This is a genomic window from Paraburkholderia sp. RCC_158, from assembly GCF_041355255.1.
GTDB lineage: Bacteria > Pseudomonadota > Gammaproteobacteria > Burkholderiales > Burkholderiaceae > Paraburkholderia > Paraburkholderia graminis.
The window spans coordinates 260,816-282,882 of record NZ_JBFUPM010000009.1; the positions used below are offsets into that span (position 1 = coordinate 260,816).

20 protein-coding genes are annotated in these 22,067 nt (G+C 61.3%); 10 read left to right on the plus strand and 10 right to left on the minus strand.

Annotation, left to right across the window (positions count from 1 at the left end; all coding sequences use genetic code 11):
- The first annotated feature begins 11 nt into the window (after nt 1-11).
- From AB6809_RS19780 to AB6809_RS19795, 4 genes are all read left to right on the plus strand, one after another.
- The gene (locus tag AB6809_RS19780; RefSeq protein ID WP_006050617.1) at nt 12-1,016 is read left to right on the plus strand and encodes an arabinose ABC transporter substrate-binding protein; all 1,005 of its coding nucleotides are present in this window, start codon (nt 12-14) and stop codon (nt 1,014-1,016) included.
- A gap of 91 nt (nt 1,017-1,107) precedes the next feature.
- On the plus strand, nt 1,108-2,676 hold the full coding sequence (gene araG, locus AB6809_RS19785) for an L-arabinose ABC transporter ATP-binding protein AraG (protein ID WP_371027023.1): 1,569 nt from the start codon (nt 1,108-1,110) through the stop codon (nt 2,674-2,676).
- 99 nt (nt 2,677-2,775) lie between these two features.
- Nucleotides 2,776-3,780, plus strand: a complete 1,005-nt coding sequence (gene araH, locus AB6809_RS19790; RefSeq protein WP_006050615.1) for an L-arabinose ABC transporter permease AraH — start codon at nt 2,776-2,778, stop codon at nt 3,778-3,780.
- Between the two features lie 39 nt (nt 3,781-3,819).
- Nucleotides 3,820-5,553, plus strand: a complete 1,734-nt coding sequence (locus AB6809_RS19795; protein WP_029971179.1) for an IlvD/Edd family dehydratase — start codon at nt 3,820-3,822, stop codon at nt 5,551-5,553.
- A gap of 275 nt (nt 5,554-5,828) precedes the next feature.
- On the opposite strand, the gene sap1 is transcribed toward AB6809_RS19795, so the two are convergent.
- Nucleotides 5,829-6,167 carry a surface attachment protein Sap1 gene (gene sap1 / locus AB6809_RS19800; RefSeq protein WP_006050613.1) on the minus strand — a complete coding sequence of 113 codons (339 nt, stop codon included), beginning with the start codon at nt 6,165-6,167 and terminating at the stop codon, nt 5,829-5,831.
- Nucleotides 6,168-6,634: 467 nt separating this feature from the next.
- Here sap1 and AB6809_RS19805 point away from each other — a divergent pair, with 467 nt between their 5' ends.
- Nucleotides 6,635-6,847, plus strand: coding sequence for a hypothetical protein (locus AB6809_RS19805; protein WP_006050612.1), 213 nt, complete (start codon nt 6,635-6,637; stop codon nt 6,845-6,847).
- Nucleotides 6,848-6,911: 64 nt separating this feature from the next.
- Here AB6809_RS19805 and AB6809_RS19810 read toward each other — a convergent pair whose 3' ends face one another.
- The gene (locus AB6809_RS19810) at nt 6,912-7,337 is read right to left on the minus strand and encodes an HIT family protein (RefSeq protein WP_107710107.1); all 426 of its coding nucleotides are present in this window, start codon (nt 7,335-7,337) and stop codon (nt 6,912-6,914) included.
- Between the two features lie 257 nt (nt 7,338-7,594).
- On the opposite strand from AB6809_RS19810, the gene AB6809_RS19815 reads away from it, so the two are divergent.
- Entirely contained in the window at nt 7,595-7,927 is a 333-nt protein-coding gene (locus AB6809_RS19815) for a hypothetical protein (protein WP_006050610.1), read from the plus strand.
- 104 nt (nt 7,928-8,031) lie between these two features.
- On the opposite strand, the gene AB6809_RS19820 is transcribed toward AB6809_RS19815, so the two are convergent.
- The 3 genes from AB6809_RS19820 to mnmE all read right to left on the minus strand — a co-directional run bounded on the left by AB6809_RS19820 (nt 8,032) and on the right by mnmE (nt 11,214).
- Nucleotides 8,032-8,193 carry a hypothetical protein gene (locus tag AB6809_RS19820; RefSeq protein WP_006050609.1) on the minus strand — a complete coding sequence of 54 codons (162 nt, stop codon included), beginning with the start codon at nt 8,191-8,193 and terminating at the stop codon, nt 8,032-8,034.
- A 243-nt stretch (nt 8,194-8,436) separates the two neighbouring features.
- Nucleotides 8,437-9,648: a tyrosine-type recombinase/integrase gene (locus AB6809_RS19825; protein ID WP_371027024.1), complete on the minus strand. Its 1,212-nt coding sequence runs from the start codon at nt 9,646-9,648 to the stop codon at nt 8,437-8,439.
- A gap of 171 nt (nt 9,649-9,819) precedes the next feature.
- On the minus strand, nt 9,820-11,214 hold the full coding sequence (mnmE, locus tag AB6809_RS19830; protein WP_371027026.1) for a tRNA uridine-5-carboxymethylaminomethyl(34) synthesis GTPase MnmE: 1,395 nt from the start codon (nt 11,212-11,214) through the stop codon (nt 9,820-9,822).
- 384 nt (nt 11,215-11,598) lie between these two features.
- Here mnmE and AB6809_RS19835 point away from each other — a divergent pair, with 384 nt between their 5' ends.
- Complete coding sequence (locus AB6809_RS19835) at nt 11,599-12,006, plus strand: transcriptional regulator (RefSeq protein ID WP_006050606.1); 408 nt, start codon at nt 11,599-11,601, stop codon at nt 12,004-12,006.
- A gap of 108 nt (nt 12,007-12,114) precedes the next feature.
- Here the strand turns inward: AB6809_RS19835 and yidC are convergent, their stop codons facing one another.
- From yidC to rpmH, 4 genes are all read right to left on the minus strand, one after another.
- Nucleotides 12,115-13,773 carry a membrane protein insertase YidC gene (gene yidC, locus AB6809_RS19840; protein WP_371027027.1) on the minus strand — a complete coding sequence of 553 codons (1,659 nt, stop codon included), beginning with the start codon at nt 13,771-13,773 and terminating at the stop codon, nt 12,115-12,117.
- A gap of 30 nt (nt 13,774-13,803) precedes the next feature.
- On the minus strand, nt 13,804-14,034 hold the full coding sequence (gene yidD / locus AB6809_RS19845) for a membrane protein insertion efficiency factor YidD (RefSeq protein WP_006050604.1): 231 nt from the start codon (nt 14,032-14,034) through the stop codon (nt 13,804-13,806).
- 112 nt (nt 14,035-14,146) lie between these two features.
- The gene (locus AB6809_RS19850) at nt 14,147-14,644 is read right to left on the minus strand and encodes a ribonuclease P protein component (protein WP_006050603.1); all 498 of its coding nucleotides are present in this window, start codon (nt 14,642-14,644) and stop codon (nt 14,147-14,149) included.
- Between the two features lie 14 nt (nt 14,645-14,658).
- On the minus strand, nt 14,659-14,793 hold the full coding sequence (gene rpmH / locus AB6809_RS19855) for a 50S ribosomal protein L34 (protein WP_004198824.1): 135 nt from the start codon (nt 14,791-14,793) through the stop codon (nt 14,659-14,661).
- A gap of 382 nt (nt 14,794-15,175) precedes the next feature.
- Here rpmH and dnaA point away from each other — a divergent pair, with 382 nt between their 5' ends.
- The 3 genes from dnaA (at nt 15,176) to gyrB (ending at nt 20,729) form a co-directional block, all read left to right on the plus strand.
- Entirely contained in the window at nt 15,176-16,804 is a 1,629-nt protein-coding gene (gene dnaA / locus AB6809_RS19860) for a chromosomal replication initiator protein DnaA (protein WP_029971174.1), read from the plus strand.
- A gap of 236 nt (nt 16,805-17,040) precedes the next feature.
- Entirely contained in the window at nt 17,041-18,144 is a 1,104-nt protein-coding gene (gene dnaN, locus AB6809_RS19865; protein WP_006050601.1) for a DNA polymerase III subunit beta, read from the plus strand.
- Nucleotides 18,145-18,257: 113 nt separating this feature from the next.
- Nucleotides 18,258-20,729 (plus strand): DNA topoisomerase (ATP-hydrolyzing) subunit B, encoded by a 2,472-nt coding sequence (gene gyrB / locus AB6809_RS19870; RefSeq protein ID WP_006050600.1) that lies wholly within the window; start codon nt 18,258-18,260, stop codon nt 20,727-20,729.
- Nucleotides 20,730-20,887: 158 nt separating this feature from the next.
- Here gyrB and AB6809_RS19875 read toward each other — a convergent pair whose 3' ends face one another.
- Nucleotides 20,888-21,943 (minus strand): DUF4365 domain-containing protein, encoded by a 1,056-nt coding sequence (locus tag AB6809_RS19875; RefSeq protein ID WP_371027034.1) that lies wholly within the window; start codon nt 21,941-21,943, stop codon nt 20,888-20,890.
- Nucleotides 21,944-22,067 lie beyond the last annotated feature (124 nt).

The following is a 22,067-nucleotide window of genomic DNA, read 5'->3' on the forward strand; positions in this document are numbered from 1 at the left end:
AGGAGACAGACATGACCAGCAAGCTTCGTCGTTTGACGCTCACCGCGATCGCCGCGGCCACCCTCGCCGCGCCCTTTGCGATGCAACTTTCCGCGCATGCGGATCAGCCGCTCAAAGTCGGCTTCCTTGTGAAGATGCCGGAACAGGCATGGTTCATCAACGAACAGAAAGCCGCGACGGCGCTCGGCCAGAAGGACGGCTTTTCGGTGGTGAACATCGGCACGCCGGACGGTGAAAAAGTGCTGTCCGCCATCGACAATCTCGGCGCACAAGGCGCGAAGGGCTTTGTGATCTGCGCGCCCGACGTGCGTCTCGGACCGGCGATTCAGGCGCGCGCGAAGCGCTACAACATGAAGTTCGTCACCGTCGACGATCAGTTGGTCGACTCGAGCGGCAAGCCGCTGCCGAACGTGCCGCATCTGGGCATGTCCGCGTTCAAGATCGGCAATCAGGTCGGCACGGCCATCGCCGAGGAAATGAAGCGCCGCGGCTGGAAGCCGGAAGAAGTCGGCGCGCTGCGCATCACGAACTACGAGCTGCCGACCGCGAAGCTGCGCACCGACGGCGCGACGCAATCGCTGCTCGCCGGCGGCTTCAAGAAAGAAAATATCTTCGACGCCCCGCAAAAGACGACCGACGACGAGGGCGGCTTCAACGCTTCATCGCCGGTGCTCGCGCAGCATCCGAACATCAAGAAGTGGGTGATCTTCGCGCTGAACGAGGAAAGCGTGCTGGGCGGCGTGCGCGCCACCGAGCAACTGCACATTCCGGCGGCGGACGTGATCGGCGTCGGCATCAACGGCGCGGGCGAAGCCTTTGCCGAATTCCAGAAGAAGGAGCCGACGGGCTTCTACGGCACGATCGCCGTGAGCTCGACGATGCACGGCCGCGAAAGCACCGAGAACCTCGTGCAGTGGATCAAGGACGGCAAGCAGCCGCCCGCCGATACGCAAACCACCGGCAAGCTGATGGTGCGCGGCAACTGGCAAGACGTGCGCAAGGAACTCGGCATCTAAGCCGCGTTCGACCTTGCACGCGGCGGGCCGCGTCTCATGCGCTGAAGCGCGCGCGGCCCGCCCAGCCTGATCACTACCGAGGTTTTTTTCGATGACGTCCACACACACTGCGCCTTCCACCGGCGGTGCTTCTGTGCCGGTGCAAGCGCCCTCGCCTGCCGCGGCGCTTGCGTCGAGCGAGCCGTATCTGCAACTCGACGGCATCACCGTGCGCTTTCCCGGCGTGCTCGCGCTCGACCAGGTGTCGCTGGAAGTGCGGCGCGGCGAAGTGCATGGCCTGATGGGCGAAAACGGCGCGGGCAAATCGACGCTGCTCAAGGTGCTGTCCGGCGTGAATCAGCCGGCGGCGGGGACGTTGTCGCTCGGCGGCGTCGAGCAGCAGTTCACTACGACGAAGGCCGCGATTGCCGCGGGCGTCGCGATCATCTATCAGGAATTGCATCTGGTGCCCGAGCTGACGGTTGCGGAAAACCTCATGCTCGGCGCGCTGCCGAATCGCTTCGGCATCCTTGACGAAAAGGCGCTGGTTGCGCGCGCGCTGCGCGAACTCGAACGGCTCGGCGAAAAAATCGACCCGTCGCAGCAGGTAAAGAATCTGTCGATCGGTCAGCGGCAGATGATCGAGATCGGCAAGGCGCTGATGCGCGACGCGCGCGTGATCGCATTCGACGAACCGACGAGTTCGCTGTCGTCGCGCGAAACGACGCAACTGTTTCGGATCATCCGGGCGTTGCGGGCCGAAGGCCGCGCGATCATCTACGTCACGCATCGGATGGACGAGGTCTACGAACTGTGCGATCGCGTGACCGTGTTCCGCGACGGCCGCCGCATCGATACGTTCGATGCAGGCGCCGGGCTCGACCGCGATCGTCTGATCAGTTGCATGGTGGGCCGCTCGATCGCCGACGTGTACGGCTATCGCACGCGCGAACTCGGCGACGTGCAGCTCGACGTCAAGGGACTCATGGGTAAGGGGCTGCGCGAACCGGCCACGTTCTCCGCGCGCAAAGGCGAGATAGTCGGCTTCTTCGGGCTCGTCGGCGCGGGGCGTTCGGAGTTGATGAAGCTCATCTACGGCGCGGTCAAGCCGACCGCCGGCGACATCACGCTCAAAGGCAAGCCGGCGCGTTTCGCCACGCCGCGCGACGCGGTGCGCGCGGGTGTCGCGCTGTGTCCGGAAGACCGCAAACAGGAAGGCATCGTCTCGATCGCTTCGGTATCGGACAACCTCAACATCAGTTGCCGCCGCCATTTCAGCCGTTTTAACGTGCTCAACGGCCGCAAGGAAGCGCAGACCGCGAAGGAGTTCATCGGCAAGCTCGCGATCAAGACGCGCAACGGCGAGACGCCGATCGGCACGCTCTCCGGCGGCAATCAGCAGAAGGTGATTTTGTCGCGCTGGCTGGCCGAAGAGATCGACGTGTTTCTGATGGACGAGCCCACGCGCGGCATCGACGTCGGCGCGCGCAGCGAAATTTATGGGCTGCTATATGGGCTCGCCGAAGCGGGCCGCACGGTGATCGTGGTGTCGAGCGATCTCGCGGAAGTGATCGGCGTGGCCGACCGCGTGATCGTGATGAAGGAAGGACGCCTCGTCGGCGATCTGCCCAAGGCGCAGGCCACGCCCGATGTGCTCATCAAGCTCGCCCTGCCCCGCTAGCCGCACACAACCGAACGAACGCAACCGAACGAACGCAACCGAACGCAACTGAGTCGCGCCGCTGAATCGAAACCGCGGCATTGAAACGGAACACACATCATGAACACACCTTCAACCGAATCCTCCACGCCGGCCGTCGCTTCCGCGGGCCTGAGCGCGCGCGCGGCGCGCACGTGGGATCTGATCAACAAGTCCGGCATCGTGATGGTGTTCATCATTCTGTTCGCGGTGCTGTCGTTCACCGTGCCGGACTTTCTGAGCTCGCGAAACATTCAGGGCCTGCTGCTTTCCGTCACGCTGATCGGCTCGATCTCGGTGACGATGATGTTCGTCCTCGCGCTCGGCGAAGTCGATCTGTCGGTGGCGTCGATCGTGGCCTTTGCGGGCGTGGTGGCGTCCACGCTCATCACGGCGACGCATAGCGTGATGCTCGGCGTGGCCGCGGGCGTGCTCGCGGGCGGCGCGGTCGGGCTTGTCAACGGCGTGCTGGTCGCGCGCTACAAGATCAACTCGCTGATCGTCACGCTCGCGATGATGGAAGTCGTCCGCGGTCTCGCCTACATCACGTCGAGCGGCGACGCGGTGATGATTTCGGAAGAACGCTTCTTCGATCTTGGCGGCGGCTCGTTCCTCGGCATTTCGTTTCCGATCTGGAGCAACATCGTCGGCTTCGTGCTGTTTGGTTTTCTGCTGAAGAAGACCGTGTTCGGCAAGAACGTGCTGGCTGTCGGCGGCAATAGCGAGGCCGCGTTGCTTGCCGGTCTGCCCGTCACGCGCATCAAGATCACGGTGTTCGTGCTGCAAGGTCTCGTGACGGGCTTTGCGGGCGTGATGCTTGCGTCGCGTATGAGTCTCGGCGATCCGAAAACCTCGGTCGGCCTGGAACTCGGCGTGATTTCCGCGTGCGTGCTCGGCGGCGTGTCGCTGACGGGCGGCGTCGCGACGATTTCCGGCGTGCTGGTCGGCGTGCTGATCATGGGCTCGGTGCAGGACGCAATGAGCCTGATGAACGTGCCGACTTTCTATCAATACCTGATTCGCGGCGGGATTCTGCTGCTCGCGGTGCTGTTCGACCAGTTCCGCCGCAGCAAGCGCGTGCACTGACAGGCGCCCCGCTCTACACGTTTGCCAACAGGAGATTTCATGGCTGATTCCAACCAGACTAAAAAGCCGCTGCGCAGCCAGGCGTGGTTCGGCCTCAAGGACCGCGACGGTTTTCTGCATCGTTCGTGGATGAAAAACCAGGGCATTCCGCACGACGAATTCGACGGCCGCCCGGTCATCGGCATCTGCAATACGTGGTCGGAACTGACGCCTTGCAACGCGCATTTTCGCGAGCTCGCCGAGTACGTGAAAAAAGGCGTGCATGAGGCCGGCGGCCTGCCGCTCGAGTTTCCCGTGATGTCGCTCGGCGAAACGAATCTGCGGCCGACGGCGATGCTGTTTCGCAACCTCGCTTCGATGGACGTCGAGGAATCGATTCGCGGGAATCCGATGGACGGCGTGATTCTGCTCGTCGGCTGCGACAAGACTACGCCCGCGCTGCTGATGGGCGCGGCGTCGTGCAATCTGCCGTCGCTCGCGGTGTCGGGCGGACCGATGCTGAACGGGCGCTTTCGCGGCAAGCATATCGGCTCGGGCACGGGTGTCTGGCAGATGTCCGAGGAAGTGCGCGCCGGCACGATGACGCAGGAAGAGTTCACCGAAGCCGAGTCGTGCATGAACCGCTCGCGCGGCCATTGCATGACGATGGGCACGGCTTCGACGATGGCTTCGATGGTCGAATCGCTCGGCATGGGCTTGCCGCAGAACGCGGCGATTCCGGCTGTCGACGCACGCCGTCAGGTGCTTGCGCATCTGGCCGGCCGGCGCATCGTCGACATGGTTCGCGAAGATCTGACGATGGACAAGATTCTCACGCGCCAGGCGTTCGAAAACGCGATTCGCACGAACGCCGCGATTGGCGGCTCGACCAATGCGGTCGTGCATCTGATCGCGCTTGCCAAGCGCATCGGCGTAGAGCTTTCGCTGGAAGACTGGGAGCTCGGTTCCAACGTGCCGTGTCTCGTCAACCTGCAGCCGTCGGGCGAATACCTGATGGAAGATTTCTATTACGCCGGCGGTTTGCCCGCTGTTCTGAAGCAGCTCGGCGAACAAGGTCTGCTGCATCGCGAAGCCCTGACCGTGAACGGCAAGACGATCTGGGACAACGTGCGCAACGCGTCGAATTACGACGAGAAAGTCATCACGACATTCGCCGAGCCGTTCAAGGCAAAGGCGGGCATCGCGGTGCTGAAGGGCAATCTCGCGCCCAATGGCGCGGTGATCAAGCCGTCGGCGGCGACTGCCGAGCTGCTCAAGCATCGCGGCCGCGCGGTGGTGTTCGAGAACATCGAGGAACTGCACGCGAAGATCGACGACGAAGCGCTCGACATCGACGAAAACTGCATCATGGTGCTCAAGGGCGCGGGGCCGAAGGGCTATCCGGGCTTTGCTGAAGTGGGCAATATGCCGTTGCCGAAGAAGGTGCTGCAAAAAGGCATCACGGACATGGTGCGCATTTCCGATGGACGCATGAGCGGCACCGCGTATGGCGCGGTCGTGCTGCACGTCTCGCCGGAAGCGGCCGCGGGCGGCCCGCTCGCGCTGGTGCAGACCGGCGACATGATCGAACTCGATGTCGAAGCGCGGCGCCTGCACCTCGAAGTCAGCGACGAGGAACTCGAGCGCCGGCGCGCTGCATGGCAGGCGCCTGAGTCGCCCAAGCGCGGCTACTACAAGCTCTACGTCGAGCACGTGCTGCAAGCGGATCAGGGCGCGGATCTCGACTTCCTCGTCGGCTCGAGCGGCGCGCCGGTGCCGCGCGATTCTCACTGAACGTCACGAGCGATTCCGACGAGATAAACGGTTGTTCCTGCGCTTTGCGAGAAGGCGTACTGCCGATGCGGATCGACATGCCGCATCGGCTTTTTTTCGCGCTCTGCGTAAATCGCTTCGCGCAAAAAATAAAAACCGGTTGGACACTCGAAATGTCCAACCGGTTTTTTTTAATCGCAAGCCCAGCGTCTCCGGCGTTTAAAGCCAGAGAATTTGCTTAAGCCAATTGCGTCCCGGCGATTTACCGGAACGTGCGCATACTGGCGTGCTGCAGATTATTGCTTGATGAATCGATCGTTCGCCCAAAGGCCTTGCGTGTCGCTATTGCCTGCATTCACGAATTCGAAATCGTGGCCGACAACGCGCACGACGCGGAAGCTCGAATTCTCCGGCGTGGAAACGCATTGATATCCGGAGAAGAACTCCTGCATTTTCTGCTGTTCGCCGGCTTGCGCGTGCTGACTGACGGCGTCGAGCTTGTCTTTCGACAGACAACCGTACGCGTTAGCCTTGAACTGAATGGTTTGCTGCGGCTTGATCACGGCGTCTTGCGCCTGAACGGTTGCGGCAGCCAGACTTGCAATGGCGAAAACAAGGGCGAGTCGAGCTTTCATAGGTTCCTCCGGTGCGGGCCAAATGCTCAGGTTAGCTATGTGTTTAACTCCATCGTCTAACCCGCACCTTGCACTCTAGGAGAACTGGGCAGAACAACAAGCACATCTTGTGTGCGGTTGCAACAGTGGCGAATTGTCGCACCGCGCGCCGCATGTGCTCAAACCTTAGGCAGCGCCGTAAACCAGTGGAAATACGACGGATACCTAAGCGACTTATGTCGTGCAGCGCTTTAACCAGTAAAGCTTTGCGACGCGGCATTAGCGTAAACGCGATATTCGATTTAAGCGGATTACTACAAGCGGGAATGCGCTTGGTGCATTGCACACAAAGTCGTTTGCTTACTCGCGTCGAAATTGGGAAATAACGGTGCACGTGTAGAAGATAAACGATGCCAGGCGACGTCGCGCGTTATGCGCCAGAGTTAATGCGCGGTGGCCGGCAGCGCAGGTACGTGCGCTGCTCTAAAATGAATTCGATGCTCGTGCAAACGGAGGCCACCGTGATCGAGAACCTGATACTGGGCGTTTTCCTCGTCCTTCCGCTCCTCATCGTCGCGTTTCTTTTCTCCGACGAATTGTGGCAAGAACACCGGCATCTGCACGACATGCGACCCATGCACGCGAAGCCGCGGCGGCTCGACTGGCGTCATCCGCTGCGTCGTTCGCGGCATCGGCTATAAGCGGTGTTCGTCTAGGGCGATGACGGTGCAGCGGCGTCGTACTCGAATGCGCAAGCGCAGTTCGTCAGTCCGCGCGCCAATGCGCGCGAATGCGTTTGGCGAGCGCTTCGAGCGTGTCGGCGTCGGCCATGTCGCGAGCATGCATGCGTAACGGCTGTCCTTCCCAACGCGGAATCACGTGGAAGTGCACATGCGGCACCGTCTGACCGGCTGCCGCGCCGTTGAACTGGCCGATGAATACGCCATCCGGACGCAACGCCGCACGCACGGCGATGGCCAGCTTTTGCGTCATGCGGATGCACGCGACCGTCGCCGCGTCCGAGAGATCGAAGATTTCCGCGACCGCTTCCTTCGGCACGACGAGCAGATGGCCGTCGGCTTGCGGCATCAGATCCATGAAGGCGAGCGCCGCATCCGTTTCCGCGACCTTGATGCACGGTAGTTCGCCACGCAGAATCTTCGCGAACGGGTTGCTGTCGTCGTAGGTCATCGCATTTTTCTCCATATCGATCATTGCAGATTGGGGCGGGCAGGGCTTTCGCGCCTATTGTCCGCCAGATCGGCGTCAGTTCGATTTTCGACGGCGTCACTTGACCGCGTTCGCTCGCGATATTCCCCGCGCCGCTTCGCGCGCACCGACAGGCACCGTTCGAAGTTACACAGGTAATGTGTCGTTACCACTTGCAGCATCTATTTCCGTGCGGCTCGCCGACAATTCGTTCCATGCCTCAACGGCGGGAGCGAAAAATGAAAAAGTTGGCAGTGGCTTTGATGATGGTGGGCAGCCTGAGCGTCGCGGGACAAGCGTCGGCTCATGGCCATGACGGCGGCGATCTGGTCGGCGCGCTGATCGGCGGCGCCGTGCTCGGCGCGGTGGTGACGTCGGTATTGAATCCGGCGCCGGCGGTGGCTTATCAGCAGCCCGTCTATGCGCAGCCGGTTTACGCGCAGCCGGTGTATCAGCCGGCGCCGGCCTACGACGGCCCGCCGCCGGGCTACTGCTACGACCAGTACCAGCGCGCGTATGTGGCATGCGGAGCGCAGCCGCGGCAATACGAGTATGCGGACCCTAGGTGGTAGCTCCCAGCGCGCCATGACGGCGCGCCGCAGACAGAAAGGCCGTCGCCACACTGCGACGGCCTTTTTCATTTTGAGCTACGCGTGGCGCTGGGTCGCGCCGCCGCTCAGTGCCTGTGATGCAGCCACTCCGCGTAATGCGTATCGAGCCAGCGCTCAAGCCTGGGTGGCTCCGCCTTGTGGAAATAGCGGGACGTCGCCCAGATTGCCGCGCCGACCAGCAGCATCACGGTAGGCCCAAGCAGGTAAGCGATCAACGATTCGGACATGGCAGCCTCCTTGGAAAGGTTGCATCGTTGCTCCAGTGTAGGCGATCAATTGCAGGAGAAAAGTGCCGCGTGACGCTATGGCCGCCAGGGTGCTTCGCGGCTCGGAGCAGTGTTTTAGTAACCTGATGAACGCACACGGTTTCTCCTTACGGACAACGCGTTACCGCGTGGCGTGGTGGCGCTGTGTACCTAAAATGAGGGCTTGCGACCACTGCATGTCCGCGCGTGGCGCTGCGGCGTTCGTTAGCCCGTGCGGCTCGCGCTTTGCCGCGCTGCGTCAAGCTGGGCGTCGACAAAGTCTGCCCAACGCTGTGCGATTTGCCGCTGTTCCGCGGCATCGCGTGAGCTGTCCTCGCGTGACGCGCTTTGTCGCGTTTTCGCTGAAGTTTTGTCCGTTTGCGCGTGCTCCGTCATCTCCCGCAGATGTGCGGCCGCTGTTCGCCGGAAGTCGTGCAGAACGAAATGCTCGACGTCGAGGCCGAGCGCCTTCACGGCCTGGTTGAGCGTGCTCTTCGCGATCGGCCGGTCGTCGCCCCTCACGCTCGGGAAGACGAACGTGGCGCTCGCCCGCGTGCGATGCAGTTCGCGCAGCATCGTCACCGCTTGCAGCGGCAGGTAGACGAGCTGATCGGCGTCCTTCTTCAGGCGCGCGGCGCCGATGCGCCACAGCGCTTTATCGAGGTCGAACTCGTCCCACGTCGATTCCACCAGGTCCGATTTGCGAACCATCGTCAGCACGAGCAGATGCAGCGCGATTTTGAGCGGCCGGCGGATGCTCGATGTTTCGATCGAATGCAGCATGGCGCCGATTTCATCGCCGGACAGCACGCGCGTGCGGCTCTCGAAAGTCGCGATGGAGCGCGCCGGCACGACTTCCGCCGGGTTGGCCGTCGCGAGCTGACGCGCGATCAGATACTCGTACAGGCGCTTGACGACGTTGCGGGTATGCAGCGCCATTTTGGGCGAACCGCGGCTTTTGATCCTGTCGCAGATGGCGACGACGTGCTCCGCGGTGACGGCCTTCACCGGCAGGCCGCCAATTGCGGGCAACACGTCTTTGTCGAGCGCGCGACGCGTGGTGCGGCGATATTCGTCCGACTTGCCCGCCATTTCGGTCGCCATGTAGAGCTCCGCGGCTTCGCGCAAGAGCTCGGCTTTCGCTTCGGCGCCGCGATCGCGGCGCGCAGTGGCGACCGGCGAAATGCCTTGCGCGACCAGTTCCGCGTACTTTTGCGCCTTGGCTCGTGCGACGCGCAGCGAAATCATCCGGTAATCGCCGATGGTGGCGAGCGGCTGGCGCTTGCCGTTCAGCGAATAGCGAAAGCGCCAGACTTTGGTGCCTGTGGTCATCACTTCGATCACGAGGCCGTTGCCGTCGGCGAGGCTGTAGCGGGCGGCGCGCGGTTCGAGCGCGCGCACTTGGGATTCGGTGAGGGGAACGGCTCGGCGGGGCATGCTCGGAGGGCTGAGAGGCGACAGCGCGAGTTTAAACTGTTTGGCGTTGTGTACCAAGTAATCGCGGCGTTGATGGTCTACAAACGCGGCTGGCGCGCTTGGCTCGCAATGGCGGAGTTCCCTCGTGCGCCACCGTTTACAGTGCCTCTATAGGTGCATTCGACTTCGGCTTCACTTGCCAATACAGAACCTGCTAAAAATCACTCCCAGCAGATCATCCGAACTGAACTCGCCGGTAATCGAGTTGAGCTGATCCTGCGCGAGCCGCAGTTCCTCGGCGAACAGATCCAGTGCCTGCGAGTTCTGATCGGCATGGGCGGCGGCCGTCGCCAGGTGTTCCTGCGCCGCGCGCAACGCGATCAGGTGACGCTCGCGCGCAAGGTAGACGCTCTCGGCGCCCGCCTGCCAGCCGGCGATGCGCAGCAACTCATCACGCAAAAGGCTCACGCCGTCGCCCTGTTTCGCCGACAGCCGGACTTCGCTGAGTTCAAGGTCGGCGTCGAGCGCGCGCGTGTGCGGCGGCAAGCCAACCAGATCCGTCTTGTTCAGCACGCGCACGACTGGCACGCCCGAGGGAAAGCGCTTTGCGATGGTTTCATCCTCGGCGGTCATGCCGGTGCGTGCATCGAGCAGATGAAGCACCACGTCCGCGCGCTCGATCTCGCTCCAGGTGCGCGCAATGCCGATCTTCTCGACCTCGTCTTCGGTATCGCGCAGGCCGGCGGTGTCGATCACATGAAGAGGAATGCCTTCGATCTGGATGGTCTGCGCGACCTTGTCGCGCGTGGTGCCCGCGATCGGCGTGACGATGGCGAGCTCGGCGCCCGCGAGCGCATTCAATAGCGACGATTTGCCGACATTCGGTTGCCCCGCAAGCACCACCGAAAGCCCCTCGCGCAGCAGCGCACCTTGTCGCGCCTCGGCGAGCACACTCGCGAGGCGCTCGCGAATGCGAGCGAGCTTGCCGCGGGCGTCGGCGGCCTCGAGGAAGTCGATCTCTTCTTCGGGGAAGTCGAGCGTGGCCTCGACCAGCATGCGCAGCGTGATCACTTCTTCGACCAGAGCGTGGATGTCGCGCGAGAACGCGCCGTCGAGCGAACGGCCCGCCGAGCGCGCGGCGGCCTCTGTACTCGCCTCGATCAGATCGGCGACGGCCTCGGCCTGCGCGAGATCGAGCTTGTCGTTCAGAAACGCGCGGCGCGTGAATTCGCCGGGCTCGGCGAGCCGCAGACCGAACGCGCGCCCGGCGTCGATGCAGCGTTGCAGCGCCAGTTGCAGCACGACCGGGCCGCCGTGACCCTGCAACTCGAGCACGTGCTCGCCGGTGTACGAATGCGGCGCGGGAAAGTACAGCGCGATGCCGCGATCGAGCGGGTTGCCGTTGTCGTCGAGAAAAGGCACGTAGCTCGCGTGGCGGGGCGCAAGCGCCTGGCCGGTGAGCGCCTGCATCAGCGGCTGCGCGGCAGCCTCGCCCGCGCGCCCGAACGAGATTCGCACGACGCCGATGCCTCCACGGCCGGGCGCGGTGGCAATGGCAACGATGGGATCGGAGTCGGTGGTCAGCATGAGAGAAGGGCGGCGAAATCGGAGAACGGGGAGGGCGGCGCGCACAGCCGCGCGGCGCTGGGCATTGTAACGCGGGGCCTGCGCAAGCCTGCCGAGGAGCCGCCTACTGGTCGCCTACCGGTCGCCGCGCGCGCTTTTTTTGCCCCGCGTAAGATTGATCTTAATCAAGCTAGGATTGTTACTGCGGCATTAGGACAAATCCACACATTCGACGCGATACGCGAATCGCACGAACTCAAGCCGAGCATGGAAAATTCGCAAATTTTGACATCGCGTCGAACTGCCGATGCCTTGGGCGCGTCAAGCTAAAAGTATCTCAAATACGCTAAACATGAACTTGTTTGGTTGTCAACGGGGAGGACGCTGAATTGCACAATCTGGCCCATGCCAACCCCAAAAGAAAAAGCCGCCTTCGCCAAGAGGCTGAAGGACAGCCTGGAGCCGCTGAAAATTCGCGGCGGAACCAAACTCGCCGAGCAATTTAACCTTCGCTATCGCGGCGATCGTCCGGTCACGCCGCAAACCGCGCACAAGTGGCTGACGGGCACGACCATTCCGAAGCCGGACAAGTTACGCACGCTGGCCGAGTGGTTGAACGTGAAAGAGCATTGGCTCCACTATGGACCTTCGCCCGGTGCGAGCGCCAGACCCATGGCGCGCGGCGAGAAGTATCCGCCATCGCCGGAAATCATTGAACTCGCTTCCAAGATTCAGTCGCTGACGCCGAAGGACCGCTTTCTCGTCGAGGAAATGATTGTGCGCTTCTACGGTGAGGATAACGAAGAAGAGTAGCGGACGCGCCGCATGCGCACGCAGCGTCTATGAAAAAAGCCGCCCGGTTCGTTGAACCGGGCGGCTTCGTTTTTTCGGCTACGTTTGCTGCGTCTTTTCAGACCGGCGTCAGGCCGGCTTTGCCTTCGACTGACCCATCATGCGCGTGATGTAGTACTGCTGCGCGATCGACAGCACGTTGTTCACCACGTAGTACAGCACGAGACCCGCCGGGAAGAAGAAGAACATGACCGAGAACGCGATCGGCATGAACATCATCATCTTGGCTTGAACCGGATCGGGCGGCGTCGGGTTCAGCTTCGTTTGCAGGAACATCGAGACGGCCATCAACACCGGCAGGATGAAGTACGGGTCCTGTTGCGACAGATCGTGAATCCACAGAACCCACGGCGCGCCGCGCATTTCCACCGACGACAGCAGCACCCAGTACAGCGAAATGAACACCGGAATCTGGATCACGACCGGCAGACAGCCGCCGAACGGATTCACCTTCTCGGTCTTGTACAGTTCCATGAGCGCGGCGTTCATCTTCTGCGGATCGCCCTTGAAGCGTTCGCGCAGCGCCTGCATGCGCGGCGTGATCGCCTTCATGCGCGCCATCGACTTGTAGCTCGCGGCCGACAGCGGGAAAAACACCGCCTTGATCAGCAGCGTGAGCAACACGATTGCCCAGCCCCAGTTGCCGACATAGCTGTGGATCTTTTCGAGCAGCCAGAACAGCGGCTTCGCGATGATCGTCACCCAGCCGTAGTCCTTCACCAGTTCGAGGCCCGGCGCGATGCCTTCGAGCATGCGCTCTTCTTCGGGACCGGCGAAAAGACGCGCGGAGACGTCCACGGTCTGGCCCGGCGCGATGGCCGCAACCGGCTGCTTCACGCCGACGCGATACAGCGCCGGATCGATCTTCTCGACGTAGATGTCGCGCTTAACGCCCTGCTGCGGAATCCACGCCGACGCGAAGTAATGCTGCACCATCGCGATCCAGCCGTTGTCGGCCTGCTTTGCGTAGTCTTCCTTGTTCTTGTCGATGTCGCCGAACGTCATCTTCTGGAAGTGATTCTGTTCGGTGTAGACAGCCGGGCCGATGAACGTGTGCGAGAAGCGCGGCGTTTCGACCGGCTGGTCGTCGCGCACCAGTTCCATGTACACCGACGGGCTGACCGGCGCGGTGCCGACGTTCTGAATCTTCGTGTCGACGCCGATCACGTAGCTGCCGCGCGTGAACGTGTAGGTCTTGATGACCTTCAGCCCACCCTTGACCGGCGACTCGAAGCTCAGGCTGAACGATTTCTGATCGCCCTTCAGCTCGGTCTGCTGATTCGGCATCAGCGTGTAGATGTCGTTGTGATTCGGGAAATCGCCGCCGAGCAGGCCCGTGCGCGCGAGGTACGTGTGATTGCCCGCGCGGTCGAACAGCGTAATGACGAGATCCGGCTGCTTGCCGTCGCCTTGCTTGACGAGCGACAGCTTCGACAGCGTGCCGCCCCGCGTGTCGATTTCGCCGCTATAGACGTCGGTGCTGAACTTGACGAGCTGCGATTGCGTGGCGGCCGGCGTGGCGGCCGGCGCGGCTGCGTTGGTGGCCGGCAAATCGGCGGGCTGGGTTCCCGGCGTCGTGGTTCCCGGTGCGGCGCTGCCGGCCGTCTTGGTCGGCGTGGCGCTCGGGAAGAACATCGACGGGCGTCCGTGGTCGCGTTGCCAGTTGTCGAACAGCATGACCGCTGACATGAAGAAGATGACCCATAGGACGGTGCGTTTAATATCCATGCGTTGTCTCAGTGTCGATGGAACGGCGCATCAGCGCTTTTCAGAAGTGGGAGGCGGGACGAGATCGATGCCGCCCGCGGAAAACGGATGGCAGCGGCAAATACGCCTGGCGGCGAGATAAGTCCCGCGCGCGGCGCCATGATACTGGATTGCTTCGCGCGCGTAATCAGAGCAGGAAGGGTAAAAACGGCACCGGTTGCCGAGCATGGGGCTGACGGCAAGCTTGTAAAAGCGCAATAAAGCGATGAGTACGGTTTGCATGGCTCATGCGGCCGGACGGCGCCGCGCAACGTGAAATACCGGACGACGCCCGCTGGCCGTGGCTGCCGAAGCTGTGGCGGCACGAGCGAAAAGGCGGGCGGTCATCTGAACGTCATTCCGTCCTGGGCGCTTCCGCGGGCGGCGCCTGACGACGGGTGATTTCGCGCGCTGCCTTGTCGAGCAGCGCCTCGATTTCGCTGCGGCACAGCGCCTTCAACGGCGGCGACGCGGCGCTCGGCAAAGCCTTCTTGTCAAAGCGCGTGTGCAAACGCAGCAGCACATCCCAACCGCCGAATTCCGCGCGACGCAACCGGAAGGCTTCGCGCGCGATCCGGCGCACCAGATTACGCGTGGCCGCGCGCGGCGCATACTTCTTGCCGATCACGAGGCCGAGGCGAGCGTCATTGCCGGTGGGCCGGCCGTACACGACGAAGTGCGCGGTGCGGCGCCAGGGGCGCAAACGAAAAACGGATGAAAATTCATCCGTTTTCAGTAGCCTTGCGGCTTTGGGAAAGGCGGCTTGCGCTCGCAACGGTACGGAGCCCTGCTGCGGCGCCTCTGCCGATTCCGCTTCGCCGCGGTTGTCGCCTGGCACGGACAGAGCGCGCAATCCGCTCGCCTGCCTTAGATGGCGAGGCGCTTGCGGCCCTTCGCGCGACGTGCGTTGATGACCTTGCGGCCGCCAGCGGTCTTCATGCGAACGCGAAAGCCGTGGGTGCGCTTGCGACGGGTAACGGAAGGTTGGTAAGTACGTTTCATGTTGCTCTCACTTGATCGAAAAAAAACCGCGCGATCATCGCTGAAAGCGCAATGGCCGGAGGTTTACTGAATTGGTTTTCGCGGAACCCGCTATTTAAACCCGTTTTTCGTTGACCGTCAATAGTTTAGCCGGCGCGGCGCGAGCGCGCGGCCCGCTTCGGCGGATGATCCGTCCCTGTGGATAACTCCCTTTCGCCTCCGATTTGGCGTTAGAATCTCGCCTTACTTCCCAAAAATATTGCACGCCGCTCCGGCTCGCTTGTCCCGCAAACCCTTGTGGCGCAAGCGCCTGGAGCTGTTACGCCTGGCTGCTCCGGGCCTTGTTGCGTGCGCGCGACGGGGGCTGCGGCGAACCGCGTGCACACCATAACGACAGCACTCGATGAACGAATTCTGGCAACACTGTTCCGCATTGCTGGAGCGTGAGCTCACGCCCCAGCAGTACGTGACGTGGATCAAACCGTTGGCCCCGGTCGCCTTCGACGCCGCTGCGAACACGCTCAGCATTGCCGCGCCGAACCGCTTCAAGCTTGACTGGGTCAAGAGCCAGTTCTCCGGTCGCATCGCTGATATGGCCCGCGATTTCTGGCAGGCGCCTGTCGACGTGCAATTCGTACTGGACCCGAAAGCCGGCATGCGCGCCCCTGCGGCAGCCGCGCCGGCTGCGGCGCGTCCGGCTTCCGCGCCGAATTCCATGGGCGGCAGCGCGGGCAATGCCGCTGCCGTGGACGCAGCCGTTGGCGCCGTGCAAGCGGCGCAGGCCACGCGCGCGAACGGCCCGAACAGCGCTAACAGCGCAATGGCCAACCTCAACGCGAATGCCCGCGCGGCAGCCGAGCACAATGCCAACGCACGCGCGGCGGCCGAAGATGCCGCCGACCTCGATCTGCCGAGCCTCGACGCGAACGAAGCCGCAGCGGCGCGCCGCACATGGCGTCCGGGCCAGAGCGCGAGCTCCAACGGCAACGGCGAAAACGACTCCATGTACGAGCGTTCCAAGCTGAACCCGGTTCTGACCTTCGACAACTTCGTGACCGGTAAGGCGAACCAGCTGGCGCGCGCCGCGGCAATCCAGGTCGCGGACAATCCCGGCATCTCGTACAACCCGCTGTTCCTGTATGGCGGCGTGGGCCTCGGCAAGACTCACCTGATCCACGCAATCGGCAACCAGTTGCTGATGGACAAGGCCGGCGCGCGCATCCGCTACATCCACGCGGAACAGTACGTGTCCGATGTCGTGAAGGCTTACCAGCGTAAGGCGTTCGACGACTTCAAGCGCTACTACCATTCGCTGGATCTGCTGCTGATCGACGATATTCAGTTCTTTTCGGGCAAATCGCGCACGCAGGAGGAGTTCTTCTACGCGTTCGAGGCGCTCGTCGCGAACAAGGCGCAGGTGATCATCACCAGCGACACGTATCCGAAGGAAATTTCGGGTATCGACGACCGTCTGATCTCGCGCTTCGACTCCGGCCTGACGGTCGCCATCGAGCCGCCCGAGCTGGAAATGCGCGTCGCGATTCTGATGCGCAAGGCGCAGTCGGAATTCGTGAGCCTGAATGAAGATGTGGCGTTTTTCGTCGCGAAACATTTGCGCTCGAACGTGCGGGAACTGGAAGGCGCGCTGCGGAAAATTCTCGCGTACTCGAAGTTCCACGGCCGCGAGATCACGATCGAACTGACGAAAGAAGCACTGAAAGATCTGCTGACGGTGCAGAACCGGCAGATTTCGGTGGAGAACATTCAGAAGACCGTCGCTGACTTCTACAGCATCAAGGTCGCGGACATGTATTCGAAGAAGCGTCCGGCGAACATCGCGCGGCCGCGGCAGATTGCGATGTACCTGGCGAAGGAGCTCACGCAGAAAAGTCTGCCGGAAATCGGCGAGCTTTTCGGGGGACGCGACCACACCACGGTGCTGCACGCGGTGCGCAAAATCGCCGACGAGCGCAGCAAGGACGCGCAGCTGAATCACGAATTGCACGTGCTGGAGCAGACGCTGAAGGGCTAGGCAAGGGCTAGGTGGTGGGCGGGAAAATCGACCTGTTTATTTCCAAAGTCGCCCCCAATTTAGTGAGGCGGTTCCTTTTTCAGGCACAATACAGGTTTAACCGCCCGGCGCGGCCGCGGGCGGATTTCACGCCGTGACGGGCGCTGCGTGGCGCCGGCGGGGAGCCACGGCAGCATGCCGGAAATGCCTTGAACGGCTCGAAGGCGCGCAGGCCGTTATATCAACGAAGGAACTCTATGCAACTGGTTAAGACCGAACGCGATAACCTCCTCAGGCCGCTGCAAACCGTGAGCGGCATTGTCGAACGCCGCCATACGTTGCCGATCCTCGCCAATTTGCTGATTACCAAGAACGGTCCCGACGTGTCGTTCCTGTCAACCGACCTGGAGTTGCAGATCACCACGCGCGCCGATTTCGGCGTGGGCGGCGATACCGTGGCGACCACGGTGGCAGCGCGAAAGCTCCTCGACATCCTGCGCGCCATGCCCGACGGCCAGGTCACGCTCACGCTGAACGACAAGCGTCTGACGGTGCAATCCGGCAAGAGCCGCTTCGCGCTGCAAACGCTCGCCGCGGACGAGTTCCCGACCGTCGCGCAAGCTAAAGACTACGGCGCGAACCTTGTGGTTCCCCAAAAGACGTTCCGCCAGTTGCTCGGCATGGTCCATTTTTCGATGGCCCAGCAGGACATTCGCTACTACCTGAACGGCATGCTGCTGGTGGTGGACGGCGACCAGTTGATGGCAGTCGCGACCGACGGCCACCGCCTCGCGTTTTCGTCGATGAAGATTGAAGGCTCGTTTGCGCGCCAGGAAGTGATCATTCCGCGTAAGACGATTCTGGAACTGCAGCGTCTGCTGGAAGACATCGACGACACGCTGAAGATCGACATCGCGCAAACGCAGGTGAAGTTCACGTTTGGCCAGGTCGAACTCGTGTCGAAGCTGGTGGAAGGCAAATTCCCCGACTTCCAGCGCGTGATTCCGAAGTCGCACAAGAATCAGTTCGTGATCGGCCGTGAAGAACTGCAGCGTTCGCTGCAACGCGCCGCGATTCTGACGTCGGACAAATTCAAGGGCGTGCGCTGCATCATCGAGCCGGGCCAGTTGAAGATCATGTCGACCAACGCCGACCAGGAAGAGGCGCAGGAAGAACTGGAAATCGCGTACGACGGCGACAGCGTCGACATTGGGTTCAACGTCACGTATCTGCTCGACGTGCTGGCGAACCTGAAGGTCGACACGCTGCAAGTGAGCCTTGGCGACGCCAGCTCGAGTGCGCTGATCACGATTCCCGAGAACGACGAATTCAAATACGTCGTGATGCCGATGCGCATCTAACGCGTCCAACACCAAGAACACACCAAGGGGCGCAGCGCCCCTTTGGCGTTTTTATGGTGTTTTGAAAAGTCCCGAGCAGCAACCCAGCAGTAATGCAGAACCGGAAAAAATCCATGACTGAAACGAACAATACGCAACCCGACAACAGCTACGGCGCCTCGTCCATTCAGATCCTCGAAGGTCTGGAGGCGGTGCGCAAGCGGCCGGGGATGTACATCGGGGATACATCGGATGGCACCGGTTTGCACCACCTCGTGTTCGAAGTGCTCGACAACTCGATCGACGAAGCGTTGGCCGGCTATTGCAACGACATCCAGGTGATCATTCACGCGGACAACTCCATCTCGATCACCGACAACGGCCGCGGCGTGCCGACCGGTCTCAAGATGGACGACAAGCACGAGCCGAAGCGCAGCGCCGCCGAAATCGTGATGACCGAGTTGCACGCCGGCGGCAAGTTCGACCAGAACAGCTACAAGGTGTCGGGCGGTTTGCACGGCGTCGGCGTGTCGTGCGTGAACGCGCTGTCGGCGTGGCTGCGTTTGACGATTCGCCGCGACGGCAAAAAGCACTTCATGGAATTCCACCGTGGCGTGCCGCAGAATCGCGTGATCGAAGAGATCGACGGCGTGGCTGTGTCGCCGATTCAAGTGGTGGGCGATACCGAAAACCGCGGCACCGAAGTGCATTTCATGGCCGACGAGACGATCTTCGGCAACGTCGAATATCACTACGACATTCTGGCCAAGCGCATCCGCGAACTGTCGTTCCTGAATAACGGCGTGCGGATTCGTTTGACCGATCAGCGCACGGGCAAAGAGGACGATTTCGCGTTTGTCGGCGGCGTGAAGGGTTTTGTCGAGTACATCAACAAGACCAAGAGCGTCTTGCATCCGACCATTTTCCACGTGAGCGGCGAGAAAGACGGCGTGGGCGTGGAAGTGGCAATGCAGTGGAACGACAGCTACAACGAAAACGTGCTGTGCTTCACGAACAACATTCCGCAGCGCGACGGCGGCACGCACTTGACCGGCCTGCGCGCGGCCATGACGCGTGTGCTGAACAAGTACATCGCCGATCATGAAGTCGCGAAGAAGGCGAAGGTCGAGACGTCCGGCGACGACATGCGCGAAGGGCTTTCGTGCGTGTTGTCGGTGAAGGTGCCCGAGCCTAAGTTCAGCGCGCAGACGAAGGACAAGCTGGTGTCGTCGGAAGTGCGCGCGCCCGTGGAAGACGTGGTCGCGAAGGCGCTCGAGGAATTCCTGCTGGAAACGCCGAACGACGCGAAGATCATCTGCGGCAAGATCGTCGACGCCGCGCGCGCTCGTGACGCGGCTCGCAAGGCGCGTGAGATGACGCGCCGCAAGGGCGTGCTCGATGGCGTCGGTTTGCCGGGCAAGCTCGCGGATTGCCAGGAGAAGGACCCCGCGAAGTCGGAGATTTATATCGTCGAGGGCGACTCGGCAGGCGGCTCGGCGAAGCAGGGGCGCGACCGGAAGTTCCAGGCAATCTTGCCGCTGCGCGGCAAGGTGCTGAACGTCGAGAAGGCGCGTTATGACAAGCTGCTTTCTTCGGAGCAGATCGTGACGCTGATCACGGCGCTCGGCTGCGGTATCGGCAAGGAAGACTACAACCTCGATAAGCTGCGTTATCACCGCATCATCATCATGACCGATGCTGACGTGGACGGCGCGCACATCCGCACGCTGCTGCTGACGTTCTTCTATCGGCAGATGCCGGAGATGATCGAGCGCGGGTATATCTACATCGCGCAGCCGCCGTTGTTCAAGATCAAGGCGGGCAAGGACGAGCGGTATCTGAAGGACGAGAGCGAGGTTAATGCTCACATCCTCAAGCTCGCGTTGCAGGGTTCCGAACTGTTGGCTTCTGAGAATGCAACGCCGATTACCGGCGATGCGTTGGGCGAATTGGCTCGGGCTTATTTGCTTGCGCAGGCGGTGGTGAACCGGTTGAGCCGCTTGTATGACGCGGGTGCGCTAGAGGCTGTGATGGACGGGGTCGTTATTGATCTTTCCAGCGAGGCGGCCGCTGAGACATCGGCAAAAGCGCTTGAGGCTAAGCTTCGCGATGATGCTCTGAAGCCCGAGGTTAGGGTTACGACCATGTATGACCCGGTGCGTGAATTGCGCTCGCTGAAGGTCGCGCGGACGCATCACGGCAATCAGAAAATCTCCGTGTTCGATGAAGAGTTTCAATTGACTGCCGACTATCAGCAGTTGGTGAATACCGCGAATACGTTTAAGGGGTTGATTGGCGCTGGCGCCGTTATCAAGCGGGGTGAGCGGAGTATGGCTGTTACTGACTTCAAGTCTGCGATGAAGTGGTTGCTGGCTGATGCCGAACGCAATATCTCGAAGCAACGCTATAAGGGGCTCGGTGAGATGAACCCCGGGCAGCTTTGGGAGACTACGATGGACCCGACCGTGCGTCGTCTTCTTCGTGTGCAGATTGAGGATGCTATCGCGGCTGATGGCATTTTCACGACGCTGATGGGGGATGATGTGGAGCCGCGGCGGGCTTTCATTGAGTCGAATGCGTTGAGGGCGGGGAATATTGATGTTTGAGTTTGTAGGTTGTCAGAGATAGTGAAAAACGTGTCGCTGAGATGAAAATTGTTTCTCAGCGATCGTGAAAATTAGGTCACTTCTATGGCCCGGTCGACTATCGATGTCTTCCGGGCTATGCTATTTCCGGCGTCTGCGAATCTGCAAGGGGCCAGGCCTCACACAAGTCGGCTGTTCCATGGAGCGACGCTCAGGAATGTTCGTTCTTCGTCGTCGGGTTCACGAACCTCCAGCAAACCCATCTTGACCAATGCGTGCACGTAGCCGCACAGTTTCTGGCCGTAGTCGTTTAGACGAGCGCCAAAAACGAATTCGCAGTATTCGTTCGCAGCGTTCGGACCGAAGACTTTCTCTCCGTTCTTCAGCGTATAGAACATGCCATCTTCGGCCCGTTCTTCCTCGCCCCAACGATTCATAAATGTCTCAGGCTCGTAGTCGTCGATGTTGAACAGGTCGAGATACGGGTAGCTCGCTTCGGGATCGATGCCGCCGTGTTCCCAGTGCTCATGCACGATGTCCCAGCCGTCGTCGGCATCGCCATCGAAATTCGCGGGGCGCTCGGCAATGCGTAGTTCGTGCCGCATCTTGCTGAGCCACTTCGTCCACAGCACACCGTATTCGACATCACGTTCGCCGGCCGTTCCAATGGCGTAGATCAGGTTGTAGTCGCGGTGAATCAACCGCGTGTCTTCTTGCTCAGTACCGAGCGCCTTCGCCCACTGAGCGATGTCGGCATAGCGGAGCAGGATTGCGAAAGCCTGCTCATCCAGCACACTCGACGCCGGAACGGTGACGCGGGCCGTCTTCTGGTCTAGTGCGAGGATGCCGCGCCCCCATTGATTGGTGATGTACTCCTGCAGGTTCATCACCAAGAACTGATCGGCCGACTCGACGTACACGACGAGGTGCGTGGGTTCCTTGTCGAGATACCAATGCCGCAAGTGTTCGATATCTAACGAAAGATGGATCGCCTTGTCTGCTTCAAACTGCTGCTTCGATAGCGTCGATGCCATCATGCCTTTCATCTGGAACCATACGAGCGCGTTGGTAACCTGCTTCTTGCCGGATTTCATGTCCTTGGTGAGGTGCACACCAATGTCACGCGCTGCCCTATCTCGCTCATACTTGACGAAAACACCGTAATTGGTGGCCAGTTGCTCGAACTTGGCCATGTAATTCTGCTCGAATGCATCGGTCTTTCCGACTACTAGCATGGATGACCTCCTTCGTATATTTGAGTGTCAGGAATTGGACGTTCGCGTAGATCTCAAACCAAGAATAATCCCAATGCAATAAATATTGCACATTGCACCAGTGAAAGTGACTTGGCTTAAATTC

What these genes read in the sequence shown, in the direction of transcription:
- yidD (WP_006050604.1), bottom strand. Translation starts at nt 14,034, where the DNA reads ATGCAAACCGTACTCATCGCTTTATTGCGCTTTTACAAGCTTGCCGTC.
- gyrB (WP_006050600.1), top strand. Translation starts at nt 18,258, where the DNA reads ATGACTGAAACGAACAATACGCAACCCGACAACAGCTACGGCGCCTCG.
- AB6809_RS19805 (WP_006050612.1), top strand. Translation starts at nt 6,635, where the DNA reads ATGAATTCGATGCTCGTGCAAACGGAGGCCACCGTGATCGAGAACCTG.
- mnmE (WP_371027026.1), bottom strand. Translation starts at nt 11,214, where the DNA reads ATGCTGACCACCGACTCCGATCCCATCGTTGCCATTGCCACCGCGCCC.
- AB6809_RS19815 (WP_006050610.1), top strand. Translation starts at nt 7,595, where the DNA reads ATGAAAAAGTTGGCAGTGGCTTTGATGATGGTGGGCAGCCTGAGCGTC.
- AB6809_RS19825 (WP_371027024.1), bottom strand. Translation starts at nt 9,648, where the DNA reads ATGCCCCGCCGAGCCGTTCCCCTCACCGAATCCCAAGTGCGCGCGCTC.
- AB6809_RS19835 (WP_006050606.1), top strand. Translation starts at nt 11,599, where the DNA reads ATGCCAACCCCAAAAGAAAAAGCCGCCTTCGCCAAGAGGCTGAAGGAC.
- dnaN (WP_006050601.1), top strand. Translation starts at nt 17,041, where the DNA reads ATGCAACTGGTTAAGACCGAACGCGATAACCTCCTCAGGCCGCTGCAA.
- sap1 (WP_006050613.1), bottom strand. Translation starts at nt 6,167, where the DNA reads ATGAAAGCTCGACTCGCCCTTGTTTTCGCCATTGCAAGTCTGGCTGCC.
- rpmH (WP_004198824.1), bottom strand. Translation starts at nt 14,793, where the DNA reads ATGAAACGTACTTACCAACCTTCCGTTACCCGTCGCAAGCGCACCCAC.
- araH (WP_006050615.1), top strand. Translation starts at nt 2,776, where the DNA reads ATGAACACACCTTCAACCGAATCCTCCACGCCGGCCGTCGCTTCCGCG.
- araG (WP_371027023.1), top strand. Translation starts at nt 1,108, where the DNA reads ATGACGTCCACACACACTGCGCCTTCCACCGGCGGTGCTTCTGTGCCG.
- yidC (WP_371027027.1), bottom strand. Translation starts at nt 13,773, where the DNA reads ATGGATATTAAACGCACCGTCCTATGGGTCATCTTCTTCATGTCAGCG.
- AB6809_RS19875 (WP_371027034.1), bottom strand. Translation starts at nt 21,943, where the DNA reads ATGCTAGTAGTCGGAAAGACCGATGCATTCGAGCAGAATTACATGGCC.
- AB6809_RS19780 (WP_006050617.1), top strand. Translation starts at nt 12, where the DNA reads ATGACCAGCAAGCTTCGTCGTTTGACGCTCACCGCGATCGCCGCGGCC.
- AB6809_RS19820 (WP_006050609.1), bottom strand. Translation starts at nt 8,193, where the DNA reads ATGTCCGAATCGTTGATCGCTTACCTGCTTGGGCCTACCGTGATGCTG.
- dnaA (WP_029971174.1), top strand. Translation starts at nt 15,176, where the DNA reads ATGAACGAATTCTGGCAACACTGTTCCGCATTGCTGGAGCGTGAGCTC.
- AB6809_RS19810 (WP_107710107.1), bottom strand. Translation starts at nt 7,337, where the DNA reads ATGACCTACGACGACAGCAACCCGTTCGCGAAGATTCTGCGTGGCGAA.
- AB6809_RS19795 (WP_029971179.1), top strand. Translation starts at nt 3,820, where the DNA reads ATGGCTGATTCCAACCAGACTAAAAAGCCGCTGCGCAGCCAGGCGTGG.